Genomic DNA, 12,453 nt, shown 5'->3' with positions numbered 1-12,453 from the left:
TCGTGCCACGCTCGGTCCATGCGGAACGGTCCCGTGTCCACTCCGCCCCGCGTCCTGCCTCCCAACGACCCCCGCCAGTACGACGACCTGGCCGGCGAGTGGTGGCGACCGGACGGCGCGTTCGCCATGCTGCACTGGCTGGCGCGGTCCCGCGCCGCCCTGGTGCCGCCCGCCACCCGGCCCGACGCCCTGCTGGTCGACCTGGGCTGCGGCGCCGGGCTGCTCGCCCCGCACCTGGCCGGCAAGGGCTACCGGCACGTCGGGGTCGACCTGACCCGGTCCGCGCTGGCGCAGGCCGCCGCGCACGGGGTGACGGTGGTCAACGGCGACGCCACGGCGGTGCCGCTGGTCGACGGCTGTGCCGACGTGGTGGCCGCCGGCGAGCTGCTGGAGCACGTACCCGACTGGCGGCGCGTGGTGGCCGAGGCGTGCCGCCTGCTGCGCCCCGGCGGCCTGCTGGTGCTGGACACCCTCAACGACACCGCGCTGGCCCGGCTGGTGGCGGTACGCATCGGGGAGCGCCTGCCGACGGTGCCCCGGGGCATCCACGATCCACGGTTGTTCGTGGACGCTCGGGAGCTGGTGGCCGAGTGCGCGCGGCACGGCGTCCACCTGCGGATCCGGGGCATCCGGCCGAGCCTGCCCGGGACGCTGGCCTGGCTCGTCCGGCGGGCCCGCAGCCGTCCTTCCGGGACGGTCGACGGGCGGCAGCCCCGGATGAAGCCGACCCGGTCGGTCGCCGTGCTCTACCAGGGACACGGGGTGCGGCACGGGTAACCGGACCGGGCCGGGGGTACAGGGACGCAGGAGGGGGCGACATGACGGTGAACACGCTGGCGGCGGCCCGCCGGTTGGCGCCGCGGTTCGCCGCCCGGGCGGCACGGCACGACCGGGACGGCTCGTTCCCCGTGGACGACTTCGCCGACCTGCGCGAGGCCGGGCTCTTCGGGCTGATGGTGCCGCGCGAGCTGGGGGGCGCGGGCGCCAGCTTCGCCGAGTACGCGGCCGTCGCCACCGAGCTGGCCCGGGGCAACGGCGCAACGGCGCTGGTGTTCAACATGCACGCCTCGGTCACCGGCGCGCTGGGCGCGGTCACCGAGGAACTGGCCGAGGCGCTGGGCGTACCCGACGAGGCGCTGGCCGCCCGGGACCGCCTGCTCCGCGCGGCGGCCGAGGGCTCCTGGTACGCGGTCGCGATGAGCGAACGCGGCGCGGGCGCCCGGCTGTCCCAGCTCAGCACGGTCTACGAGCCGGTCGACGGCGGCTGGCACCTCAAGGGCAGCAAGACCTTCTGCTCCGGCGCCGGGCATCCGGACGGCTATCTGGTGGCCGCCCGCAGCGCCGCCGACCAGTCGGTGGTCTCCCAGTTCCTGGTGCCGGCCGGCGAGGGGCTGACCGTGGAGCCGACCTGGGACTCGCTCGGCATGCGGGCCACCTCCTCGCACGACCTGCACCTGGACGTGACCGTCCCGGCGGACCGGCTGCTCGGCGGGGTCGAGGGGCTGGCGCTGGTGGTGGCCCAGCTGATGCCGCACTGGCTGGTTGCCAGCTACGCCGCCGTCCACGTCGGGGTGGCCCGAGCGGCGGTGGACGCGGCGGCCGAGCACCTGAACGCCCGCGACCTGGCCGGCCTGCCGGCGGTACGGGCCAGGTTGGGCCGGGCCGACGCGGCGGTGGCGGCGGCGCAGCTGGTGGTGGCGGAGGCGGCCCGTCGGGTCGACGAGGCCCCCGGTGACGCCGAGACCAACCGATGGGTCTGGCGGGCCAAACTGCTCGCCGGCACGACCGCGGCCGACGTGGCGGCGTCCGTGCTGGAGGCGGCCGGCACGTCGGCGACCCGACGGGGCCACCCGCTGGAGCGGCTCTACCGGGACGCCCGCTGCGGGTCGCTGCACCCCGCGACCTCGGACGTCTGCGCGGACTGGCTCGGCATCGCGGCGTTGGGCGGGGACCCGGATCGCGACGGATCGACCCCTCGTTGGTGAGGGCGAGGAGTTCGCCGGGTTTGCGAGCCCCGCAGCCCGAGCGGAGAGCGGCACGGTGAAGGCGGTGGGGGTGGTCGTCCCGGGGGCGGGGGCGGTCGCCGGGCGTGCAGTCGTGGACGAGAGGTGGGGGACATGGCCGTACCAGTGATCGCCGGACTCGGTACGGCGCAGCCGCCGGGCGCCGCGCAGAACGAGCTCTGGGAGGGCTTCTTCTCCCGGCACTTCTCCGGCACGACCCGGGCGCTGGCCGAGCGGATCTTCGCCAACTCCGGGGTGACCCGCCGGCAGGCGGCGGTGAACCCGCTGCTGGAGGACGTCTCCGAGTGGCCGACCGAGCGCCGGATGCGGCGCTACCAGGTGGAGGCGCTGCCGCTGGGCAAGGAGGCGGTGGGCCGGGCGTTGACCTCAGCCGGTCTCGCCGCCGGCGACGTCGGGCTCTTCGTTGTCTGCTCCTGCACCGGCTACGCCACACCCGGGCTGGACATCCTGCTCGCCCGGGACCTGGGCATGGCCCCCGACACGCAACGGATGTTCGTCGGGCACATGGGCTGCTACGCCGCGCTGCCCGGGCTCGGCGCGGCGGCCGACTTCGTCACCGCGCGGGGGCGCCCGGCGCTGCTGCTCTGTGCCGAGTTGACCAGCCTGCACATCCAGCCGGCCAGCGCGCGGATGGACACCCAGCAGATCGTCTCGCACGCGCTCTTCTCCGACGCCGCGGTCGCCGCGGTGGTGCTCCCCGGCGCGGCCGGCCCCGGATCGCCCGGCGGGTACGCGGTGCGCGAGGTCACCTCGGTCACCGACACCTCGACCGCGGACCACATGACCTGGGACGTCACCGACACCGGTTTCCGGATGGGCCTGTCGCCGAAGGTGCCGCAGGTGCTCTCGACGCACGTGCGGGGGCTGGTGGACGACCTGCTGGCCCGGCACGGCACGGGCATCGCCGAGGTGGACGGCTGGGCGGTGCACCCGGGCGGTCCGCGCATCCTGAACGTGGTGGAGCGCGAGCTTGCCCTGCCGCCGGAGGCCCTCGCCGCCTCCCGGGCGACGCTGGACGAGCACGGCAATTGTTCGTCCCCGACGGTGCTGCTGATCCTGGACCGGCTGGTGCGGGCTCCGGTGCCGCCGCGGCGGATCGTGATGCTGGCCTTCGGGCCGGGCCTCACCCTCTACGCCGCCCTGCTGGACCGCCGCGGCTAGGCTCGCCGGATGGACGAGGGGGCCGACGACCGGCTGCGCGGCGGACTGCTGGCGGCGGCCACCCTGCTCGCCGTGGCGGTGGGTGGCGGGTGGTGGTGGGCCAACTCGCCGGCCACCGGCCCGGCCGGGGTGCCGGTCGGCGTGGGCGCGGCACCGCGTGGTGTCGTCCCGTCCCGATCCCCGGAGACCCTCGACGAGGTGCTGGCCGCGAACCCCGGCACGGCCGTCCGGGTCCACATCGACGCCGAGACCGGTCGCGTGATCGAGGCGACGGAGCTGCCGGGCGAGGCCGGTGACCTGGCGCTGCCCGGGTTCACCGACACCCTGTGGCGGGAGCACATGACGCTGACCCCGGGCGGGGAACCGGTACGCCGGGAGTCGCTGGTCGACGGGGCGCGGCAGCTGTTGCAGTACCGCTGTACCGGCCCGGGCGACCTGCTGATCTCGATCATCCGGGGCCCGAACATGGTCACGTCCCAGACCACCTGCGACGGTGAGCTGGGTGAGCTCGAGCTGCCCGAACCGATGGAGCCGGGGGACGCCCCGCCCGAGCAGCCGCTGCTCAACCGGGTCGAGTTCTCCGCCGCCGGTCCGCAGCCGGTGCGGGTGGAGGCGCAGCTCGTCGCCGTCCCCTGAGCAGAGCTTCGCGGTCGCGTCGGGTGATCGGCCGTGCCGCGGAGGACCGCGACGCAGGGGTCAGCGGACCAGTCGGGCGAGGTCGGCGCGGTAGTCGCCGGCGATGGCCAGGTCGGGGATCACCCGCTGGACCGTGCCGGAGCGGTCGACCAGCAGCGCGGTGGCGATGCCGGGGCGGGGGTCGAGGTGCAGCGCCGCCCGTACGCCGCCGGCGGGGTCGGCGAGGGCGCGTACCGGGCCGCCGGGAACGGGGTCGGGGCCGACCGTACGGCCGCCGGTGACGGTGACCACCGAGACGCCGGCGGGTGCGGCGGCCTCCGCCGCGGCGACCTGTTCGGCGCAGGCGCAGGCATCCACCAGGATGATCATCGCGGGCAGCAGCCGCCGCAGCGGTACCGGCGACTGGCCGGCGTCGACCAGGTCCAGCGCCGGCAGCGGCCGGCCGGTCAGGCTGCCCGGCGAGGCGGATGAGGGGTACGGCAGGACGGTCGGCCGCTCGGTGCCCCGGGGCGAGCGGGGCCAGGTGACGGCGAGCAGGCCGCCGATGGTGGTGAGCAGGGCCACCACCAGGATCAGCACGGGCAGGGCGAGGGATGGCCGGCCGTCGGCGCGCGGGGTCAGGCCCCACCGCTGGCGCCAGCGCGCGCCGGAGGCCCGGCGCCGCAGCTCGCGACGGAGCTGCTCGGCCTCCTCGGCCAGCGCCGAGGCGTCGTCCGGTACGACCACCCGACCCCACTCCGGTGGCAGGTCGGGCAGCCCGTCGGACGGGCCGTGGCCCTCTGCGTCAGGCATGCCCATCGGACCCCCGGGGAAGTGGCTCGTGAGCGGACGGCGGTACCCCTCCAGCGTCCCGCACCGCCCCTCCTGCCGCCAGACCTGGGCGGGCCGGGCGCTACCGGGCTACCATGGGAAAAGCGCGTAGCCCGAGAAATCCACGCTCCGATCACCCGTACCGGGTTGTCATCCGTTCGTCACGGAGCGTGCTCAAACCATCAGTTTGACTGGCTGTCAAGCTGAAGAAATACCTCTCACAGGGCCCCTGAGCTGCGCCAACGGTCAGGACAGCGGTGAGACATCGGTGCCTGAGCGTGTTACTCTAGACACAGCGAAAGGGGTTTCGAACCTATGGTTTTCAGTGTCGGCGAGACCGTTGTTTACCCCCACCACGGGGCCGCACTCATCGAGGCAATCGAGACTCGGGTCATCAAGGGCGAACCCAAGCAGTACCTCGTCCTGAAGGTCGCGCAGGGTGACCTGACGGTCCGGGTGCCCGCTGAGAACGCCGAGATCGTGGGCGTGCGCGAGGTGGTCGGCGAAGAGGGCCTCGGCAAGGTCTTCGACGTGCTCCGTGCACCGCACACCGAGGAGCCGACCAACTGGTCGCGGCGTTACAAGGCGAATCTGGAGAAGTTGGCCTCCGGCAACCCGCTGAAGGTCGCCGAGGTCGTCCGCGACCTGTGGCGTCGGGAGCGGGAGCGGGGCCTGTCCGCGGGCGAGAAGCGCATGCTCGCCAAGGCCCGCGACATTCTCGTCGGCGAGGTCGCGCTGGCCGAGAAGAGCACCAAGGATGAGGCGGAGACGCTGCTCGACAAGGTCCTGACCGAGGCCTGATCCCACCGGATCGTCGTACCCGTCCCGCAGCAAAGAAACCACCAGGACCGCGACGTGACCGCGCAGCTGAATCCGCGCGGTGACGTCGCGGTCCTCGTGCCTGCGGCCGGTGCCGGGGTACGCCTCGGCCCGGGCGCCCCGAAGGCGCTGCGCCTGCTCGGCGGCGAGCCGCTCCTGGTGCACGCCGTACGCCGGATCGCGGCCGCGCCGTCGGTGCACACCATCGTGGTGGCCGCCCCGGCGGCCGAGGTGGACTCGGTCCGGCGGCTGCTGGCACCCGTGGCGCCGGTGCTGGTCGTACCCGGCGGCGCGGAGCGGCAGGCGTCCGTGGCGGCCGCCCTGGCCGCCGTGCCACCGGGGCCCGACATCGTGCTCGTGCACGACGCCGCCCGCGCGCTCACCCCACCGGAGCTGGTCGAGTCGGTGGCCGGGGCGGTCCGCGCCGGGCACCACGCGGTGATCCCGGTGCTCCCGGTGGTCGACACGATCAAGGAGGTCGGCGCGGGCGAGGTGGTCCTCGGCACCGTCGATCGCTCCGCGCTGCGCGCGGTGCAGACCCCGCAGGGCTTCCGCCGGAGCGTGCTGACCGCCGCGCACGCCGCGGCAGGTGATCCGCTCACCGACGACGCCGGGCTGGTCGAGAAGCAGGGCGTACCGGTGTTCTGCGTGCCCGGCTCGGAGTACGCGCTGAAGGTCACCCGCCCGTTCGACCTCGCGCTCGCCGAGCACCTGCTGGCCGCCGGCCACTGACGCGTACCCTCGGCTCATGATCGTTCCTCGGGTGGCCGTCGGCACCGACATCCACGCCTTCGCGCCCGGCCGGCCCTGCTGGCTGGCCGGACTGCACTGGCCGGGGCAGGACGGCCTGGCCGGTCACTCCGACGCCGACGTGGTCGCGCACGCCGCCTGCAACGCGCTGCTCTCCGCCGCCGGGCTCGGCGACCTCGGCGCGAACTTCGGCGTCGACCAGCCCGAGTGGGCCGGTGCCTCCGGGGTGGCGCTGCTGACCGAGTCGGCCCGGCGGGTCCGCGCGGCCGGCTTCGAGATCGGCAACGTCTCGGTCCAGGTGGTCGGCAACCGTCCGAAGATCGGGCCGCGCCGCGAGGAGGCGCAGCGGGTGCTCTCCGCGGCGGTCGGCGCGCCGGTCAGCGTCTCCGCCGCCACCAGCGACGGGCTCGGCTTCACCGGACGCGGCGAGGGGCTCGCCGGCGTCGCGGTGGCCCTGGTGTACGAGGCGCCGACCGCCTGAGGGCCGTCAGGGGCGGCGGGACCAGGTCCAGGCGTACCCCTCATCCTCGCACTCGCCGGCCGCGTCGCAGAGGTCGAGCGGGCGGAAGGTGTCCACCATGACGGCCAGCTCGTCGAAGAAGTCGACCCCGATGGAGCGCTCCGCCGCACCCGGCTGCGGCCCGTGGGTGAAGCCCGACGGGTGCAGCGAGATGGAGCCCTGCTCGATGCCGGAACCGCGCCGGGCCTCGTAGTTGCCGCCCGTGTAGAAGAGCATCTCGTCGGAGTCGACGTTGTGGTGGTTGTACGGCACCGGGATGGCGTCCGGGTGGTAGTCCACCTTGCGCGGGACGAACGAGCAGATCACGAAGTTCGGGCCCTGGAAGGTCTGGTGCACGGGCGGCGGCTGGTGGATCCGGCCGGTGATCGGCTCGAAGTCGTGGATGGAGAAGGCCCACGGGTACATGTGCCCGTCCCAGCCCACCACGTCGAACGGGTGGTTGGCGTAGACGTGCTTCGTCCACCCGCGCCGGTGGCGTACCAGCACCTCGACGTCGGTGCCGTCGACCAGCAGCGGCGCGTCCGGTCCCCGGACGTCCCGCTCGCAGTACGGCGAGTGCTCCAGGAACTGCCCGCGCACCGACAGGTAGCGCTTGGGCGGGCCGATGTGGCCGCTGGCCTCGACGGCGAGCAGCCGGGTGGGGGCGTCGCCGGTCGGCACCAGCCGGTGCACGGTGGAGGTGGGGATGATCACGTAGTCGCCGGCGACCGCGTCGAGCACGCCGAAGGTCGACTCCACCCGCAGCGTGCCGGCCTCCACGTAGAGGCACTCGTCGCCGGTGGCGTTGCGGTAGAGCGGGGACGGCCGGTCGGCCAGCACGTACGCGATTCGCACGTCGTCGTTGGCCAGCAGGTAGCGCCGGCCGAGGACCGGGTCGGCACCGGTGCCGTCGAGCTTGTGGGTACGCAGGTGGCGCGGCTTGAGCGGGAGGTTCGGCACCCGGGTGTACGCCGGCGGGGTGAACTCCTCGGCGGCGACGATCGCGGTGGGCGCGTACCGGTGGTAGAGCAGGGAGGAGTCGGAGGAGAAACCCTCCTGGCCCATCAGCTCCTCGGCGTAGAGGCTGCCGTCGGGCTGGCGGAACTGGGTGTGCCGCTTGCGGGGCACCTCACCGACGCTGCGGTAGTACGGCATGTCGCCTCCCGTTATGTCCCGTTCTCCGGCCGATGACGTCCGATAATCGGACGCTGTTGTCCGTTCCTTGTAGCGTCCCGTAGATTCTTGTCTCGTGTCAACGCAGGTGCCCCGCCTCTTCGCCGGCCTCGTCGACGACGCCGCCGTCTTCCCGCCCGGCAGCGCGTCCCTGCCGGACGCCGTCGCCGCGCATCGCGAGCACCGCGACGCCTGGTACGCCGACCTGGTCGGCCCGCTGCTGCTGCCCGCCTCGACGCTGCCCGCCCTGGCCGACCTGCTCGGCCCCGGCGAGCGGATCGCCGTCGGCGTCATCGGTGACCTGCCGACCGGCCAGCTCGACGCGGCGCTGGCCGGGACCGATCCCCGGATCACCGTCAGCCAGGTCGAGGCGGCGGTCGCCAAGCGCGGCGAGGACCCGCAGCCCGGCCTGGCCGAGCTGCTGAAGCTCGCCGAGCGGCTGACCGGCGTCGACGTCTACGCCGAGGTCCCGCTGACCTTCGGGCTCACCGGCGCGCTGGACACCCTGGTCGCGGCGCGGGCCGACGGGCTGCCGGTCGCGGCGAAGTTCCGCACCGGCGGGCTGGCCGCCGAACTCTTCCCCACCCCGGTCGAGCTGGCCGCGGTGATCTGCGCCTGCCGCGACCGGGGCCTGCCGTTCAAACTGACCGCCGGGCTGCACAACGGGCTGCGCCACCTCGACCCGGAGACCGGCTTCACCCACCACGGTTTCGTCAACGTACTGGCCGCGACGCTCGCCGCCGCCCAGGGCGCCGAGGTGGACGCCGTCGCCGCCCTGCTCGCCGCGACCGACCCGCTGCCCCTGGTCGAGCAGGCGCGGGCGCGGCGCGACGAGGAGCGCCCGCTCTGGGTCGGCTTCGGCTCGTGCAGCATCCTGGAACCACTGACCGATCTGATCCGGCTGGGGCTGGTGAACGGGGGAGACGACCGATGAGCGAGCGCAGCGAGCGAATCAGCAGGCGCAGTGCGATGGTGCCTCATGGCGGCACGGAGCGGAGCGGAGTGGCGGCATGAGCTGGGTGACGGGCGTCGACGGTTCGCCGTACGGGGTGACCAACCTGCCGTACGGGGTGTTCCGGGCCGGCGGGCGCGGGCCGCGGATCGGCGTACGCGTCGCCGATGTCGTGCTCGACCTGGCCGGCGCCGAGGCGGCCGGCCTGGTGCTCGCCGCCGGGGCGCTGGGCCGCCCCACCCTCAACGACTTCATGGCGCTCGGCCGCCCGCAGTGGACGGCGGTGCGGCAGCGCATCGTCGAGCTGCTCACCGACACCGCGCACCGGGCGGCGGTGGAGCCGCTGCTGGTCCCGCTCGACGAGGCGGAGCTGCTGCTGCCGTTCGAGGTGGCGGACTACGTCGACTTCTACTCCTCCGAGCACCACGCCTCGAACGTCGGCCAGATCTTCCGCCCCGGCCAGCCGCCGCTGCTGCCCAACTGGAAGCACCTGCCGATCGGCTACCACGGCCGGGCCGGCACGGTGGTCGTCTCCGGCACCCCGGTGGTCCGCCCCACCGGGCAGCGCGCCACCGCGCAGGGCCCGACCGCCGGCCCCTCCGTACGCCTCGACATCGAGGCCGAGGTGGGCTTCGTGGTCGGCGTGCCGAGCGCCCTCGGCGACCGGGTCGCCGCCGCCGACTTCACCGACCACGTCTTCGGTGTGGTGCTGGTCAACGACTGGTCGGCCCGGGACATCCAGGCCTGGGAGTACCAGCCGCTCGGCCCGTTCCTGGGTAAGTCCTTCGCCACCTCGATCTCCGCCTGGGTGACCCCGCTGGACGCGCTCGCCGACGCGTTCGTGCCGGCGCCGGAGCAGGACCCGCCGGTGCAGGACTACCTGCGCGACACCCCGCACCTGGGGTTGGACCTGCGCCTGGCGGTGGAGTGGAACGGCGAGCGGGTGGCCGAGCCGCCGTTCGCGACCATGTACTGGACGCCCGCCCAGCAGCTGGCCCACCTCACCGTCAACGGGGCCTCGCTGCGCACCGGCGACCTCTACGCCTCCGGCACGGTGTCCGGCCCGGACCGCAATCAGGTCGGCTCGTTCCTCGAGTTGACCTGGGGCGGCGCCGAGCCGGTCAAGGTCGGCGGCGGCGAGACCCGCACCTTCCTGGAGGACGGCGACACCGTCACCATCCGGGCCACCGCCCCCGGCCCGGACGGCACCACCGTCGCCCTGGGCGAGGTCACCGGGCGGATCCTGCCGGCCCGCTGAAGTCGCGTATCCGCCGGTCGCACCCGCTGTGCGACCGGCCGGCCCTCCTGCCGCGTTTGATCGACCGGATTCGGTCACCACCCCACGCCGTCCCGTCCCGGGGCGGCGTGGGTCGTGACCGGCACGGCACATCCCAGCGGACAGGAGGTACGAGCATGGACGATCTCGTGGGCGCGGTCTGGCGCACCAGTAGTCGGTCGAACGATCAGGGGCTCTGCGTAGAGGTGGCGGACAACCTCGCACGCAACCGGGGTGTGGTCGGGATACGTGATTCCAAGGACCCGGACGGGCCGGTGCTCGTCGTCGGCCCGCCGGGCTGGACGGCGTTCGTCGGGGCGATCCGCCACGGCGGTTTCCGCCCCTGACCCGCGCCTGATCCGCGCCGCGGGACCGCACCGGTGCCCCGATCCGGGGCACCGGTGACGGAAATTCCACCGCAGGACCCCCCGTGGCGCGCTCACCCGCCGTACCGTGGACGCCACGGGAGGTGTCATGTCGACGGTCACGGTCACCGAGTTCATCGAGGCGCGGGCCGACGACGTGTGGGCGCTCCTGGTCGACCTGCCGGTCCGGGCCGACTGGCTCTGCACCGTCGGCGGCGTGGAGCTGCTGACCCACGGCCGGTTGGGGCCGGGCACCGCCTGGCGGGAGACCCGCACCAGGCCGGACGGCGGTGACCAGGCGGAGGAGTTCGTGGTGCTGGAGGCCCAGCCGCCGCACCGACTCGTGCTCAGCTCCCCCGGCATCGGGGTGGACTACCGGATCACCTGGACCCTGCGCACCGTGCGGCGTCGGGGCCGTGGCTGCACCGCGGTGACCGTGGAGCACCAGGCGGTGCCGATCGCCCCGTACGGGCGGGTGGTCGCGCTGCTCTTCGGCGGGCTGGCCGCGCGGGCGGTGGAGGGAGCCATCCGGCGCGATCTCGCCGACCTCGCCGCCGCCGCCCGGCGCGCCAGCGGCGCCGAGGCCGCCTGAACCGCCGCACCCCGCCGTCGCGACCTGCGCGGGGCGCCGGCGGGCTGCCTCGGTAGGGTGCCGGGCGGAGGTGTGCATGGGTGTCCCGAAGGGCCGGCGACGGATCACCGTCGCGGTCGCGGCGCTGCTCGCCCTCGGGGTCGTCGGCGCCATCGGCTACCGGGTGCTGGCTCCCGCCGAGGTCGTCACGCCCGCCCAGGACGACCTGCCGCCCCTGGACACCCCGGCGACCGGGGTGGTGGGTCGACTGCCCGCCGCACCGCTGATCGTCGACGGTCGGCTCCGGGTGTACGCGGCGCAGCGCCAGGTCTACGCCGACCGGCCGGCCGACAGCAAGCACCGGGTCACCCCGTTCTGGTCGTACCGGCGGTGGCCGGCCCAGCTCAACGGGGTGCTGGTGGCGGGTACCACGGTGGTGAGCCGCTGGTCCGACGGGAAGATCGTCGCGCTGGACGGCCGTACCGGAAAGGTGGCCTGGCGGGCCGACGGACCGGCGCCGGGGAAGGGCTTCCCGTCCCGGCGCACCGGTGCGGCCATCGTCTGGGACCCGCGGGGGATCTTCCTCGCGTCCGGTCCCGGCGACCGGACGACCCTGGTGGCGTCCGGCGCGGGCGACCTGCGCGGGTACGCGCTGTCCGACGGGCGGGAGCTGTGGCGGGCGACCGGTGACGCCGACTGCCGGACCGATCTCGGGACCACGGCCGCCGGCCAGGTCCTGTCGGTGGACGCCTGTGCCGGGCCGGCGATCGTGGAGTTCCGCGACGCGACGACCGGCGTCGTGGGCACCCGCTGGCGTCCTCCCGGTGCCGGCCCGGACCTGGCCGTCACGGCGCTGGGGTGCCTGACCCCGCGCTCGCAGTGCCGGGGGCTGCGCACCTCGGGCGGCCAGGGCTGGCTGGCCGGCCCGGGTGAGCCGCGTCCCGCGCCGGCCCTGGGCGCCGACGACGTCACCCTCTCCGGCGAGTTCGCCATCGCGGTCACCGGGGGCGTGCTGACCGGCTGGGACGCGCGCACCGGAGAGAAGCGGTGGCGGCGTGGCGACCTGGGCGAGGTGCGGGTCATCGCGGTCGAGCCCGGTCGGGTGCACGTGCTGAGCCGGCAGCGGGACCTGATCACCCTGGACCCGAGGACCGGGGCGCAGCGGTCCCGCTTCCCGCTCACCCTCGGGCAGGACGGGATCGGCTGGGTGCCGGGGCTGGCGTACGCGGCCGACGGCTACGTGGCCGTGGAACGGTTGCGGGAGCGGGCCCGCCCGGACGACGACGACCAGGGGTACTTCCTGATGGCCGAGCCGGTCGTGCTCGCGGTGACCTGAGCGAATGACTGACAAATAGGACAAAAGCTGGCAAAAGTTGCGTAGCATGCCGGTGTCGGTCCGCCTCCGATCGGGGTTGGC

General features: G+C 74.5%; 14 protein-coding genes. 12 read left to right on the top strand and 2 right to left on the bottom strand.

Going from position 1 to position 12,453, the window contains the following annotated elements:
• Positions 1-18: 18 nt before the first annotated feature.
• The 4 genes from ACTWM8_RS28890 (at position 19) to ACTWM8_RS28875 (ending at position 3,821) form a co-directional block, all read left to right on the top strand.
• Complete coding sequence (locus tag ACTWM8_RS28890) at positions 19-777, top strand: methyltransferase domain-containing protein (RefSeq protein WP_446211689.1); 759 nt, start codon at positions 19-21, stop codon at positions 775-777.
• Positions 778-818: 41 nt separating this feature from the next.
• Complete coding sequence (locus tag ACTWM8_RS28885) at positions 819-1,985, top strand: acyl-CoA dehydrogenase family protein (protein WP_446211688.1); 1,167 nt, start codon at positions 819-821, stop codon at positions 1,983-1,985.
• Between the two features lie 132 nt (positions 1,986-2,117).
• A complete protein-coding gene (locus ACTWM8_RS28880; protein ID WP_446211687.1) occupies positions 2,118-3,185 on the top strand; it encodes a type III polyketide synthase in 1,068 nt (355 codons plus the stop codon).
• Positions 3,186-3,194: 9 nt separating this feature from the next.
• Positions 3,195-3,821 (top strand): hypothetical protein, encoded by a 627-nt coding sequence (locus ACTWM8_RS28875; RefSeq protein WP_446211686.1) that lies wholly within the window; start codon positions 3,195-3,197, stop codon positions 3,819-3,821.
• Between the two features lie 60 nt (positions 3,822-3,881).
• On the opposite strand, the gene ACTWM8_RS28870 is transcribed toward ACTWM8_RS28875, so the two are convergent.
• Complete coding sequence (locus tag ACTWM8_RS28870; protein WP_446211685.1) at positions 3,882-4,619, bottom strand: hypothetical protein; 738 nt, start codon at positions 4,617-4,619, stop codon at positions 3,882-3,884.
• Positions 4,620-4,946: 327 nt separating this feature from the next.
• On the opposite strand from ACTWM8_RS28870, the gene ACTWM8_RS28865 reads away from it, so the two are divergent.
• From ACTWM8_RS28865 to ispF, 3 genes are read left to right on the top strand one after another with little or no spacing between them, the layout of a single operon-like run.
• The gene (locus tag ACTWM8_RS28865; protein WP_091626665.1) at positions 4,947-5,432 is read left to right on the top strand and encodes a CarD family transcriptional regulator; all 486 of its coding nucleotides are present in this window, start codon (positions 4,947-4,949) and stop codon (positions 5,430-5,432) included.
• 54 nt (positions 5,433-5,486) lie between these two features.
• Entirely contained in the window at positions 5,487-6,182 is a 696-nt protein-coding gene (gene ispD, locus ACTWM8_RS28860; RefSeq protein WP_446211684.1) for a 2-C-methyl-D-erythritol 4-phosphate cytidylyltransferase, read from the top strand.
• A 16-nt stretch (positions 6,183-6,198) separates the two neighbouring features.
• The gene (gene ispF / locus ACTWM8_RS28855; protein ID WP_446211683.1) at positions 6,199-6,681 is read left to right on the top strand and encodes a 2-C-methyl-D-erythritol 2,4-cyclodiphosphate synthase; all 483 of its coding nucleotides are present in this window, start codon (positions 6,199-6,201) and stop codon (positions 6,679-6,681) included.
• A 6-nt stretch (positions 6,682-6,687) separates the two neighbouring features.
• On the opposite strand, the gene ACTWM8_RS28850 is transcribed toward ispF, so the two are convergent.
• The gene (locus ACTWM8_RS28850; protein WP_280837268.1) at positions 6,688-7,854 is read right to left on the bottom strand and encodes a homogentisate 1,2-dioxygenase; all 1,167 of its coding nucleotides are present in this window, start codon (positions 7,852-7,854) and stop codon (positions 6,688-6,690) included.
• Between the two features lie 94 nt (positions 7,855-7,948).
• Here ACTWM8_RS28850 and ACTWM8_RS28845 point away from each other — a divergent pair, with 94 nt between their 5' ends.
• The 5 genes from ACTWM8_RS28845 to ACTWM8_RS28825 all read left to right on the top strand — a co-directional run bounded on the left by ACTWM8_RS28845 (position 7,949) and on the right by ACTWM8_RS28825 (position 12,372).
• On the top strand, positions 7,949-8,806 hold the full coding sequence (locus ACTWM8_RS28845) for a hypothetical protein (RefSeq protein ID WP_446211682.1): 858 nt from the start codon (positions 7,949-7,951) through the stop codon (positions 8,804-8,806).
• A gap of 76 nt (positions 8,807-8,882) precedes the next feature.
• Positions 8,883-10,082: a fumarylacetoacetase gene (gene fahA, locus ACTWM8_RS28840; protein ID WP_446211681.1), complete on the top strand. Its 1,200-nt coding sequence runs from the start codon at positions 8,883-8,885 to the stop codon at positions 10,080-10,082.
• Between the two features lie 155 nt (positions 10,083-10,237).
• Positions 10,238-10,447, top strand: a complete 210-nt coding sequence (locus ACTWM8_RS28835; protein WP_446211680.1) for a DUF397 domain-containing protein — start codon at positions 10,238-10,240, stop codon at positions 10,445-10,447.
• Between the two features lie 127 nt (positions 10,448-10,574).
• Positions 10,575-11,057, top strand: a complete 483-nt coding sequence (locus ACTWM8_RS28830) for an SRPBCC family protein (RefSeq protein ID WP_446211679.1) — start codon at positions 10,575-10,577, stop codon at positions 11,055-11,057.
• Positions 11,058-11,133: 76 nt separating this feature from the next.
• Positions 11,134-12,372, top strand: a complete 1,239-nt coding sequence (locus ACTWM8_RS28825; RefSeq protein ID WP_446211678.1) for an outer membrane protein assembly factor BamB family protein — start codon at positions 11,134-11,136, stop codon at positions 12,370-12,372.
• Positions 12,373-12,453: the final 81 nt, after the last annotated feature.

Source organism: Micromonospora sp. IBSANI012, assembly GCF_052814045.1.
This window is presented reverse-complemented; position numbering and strand designations above follow the sequence as displayed.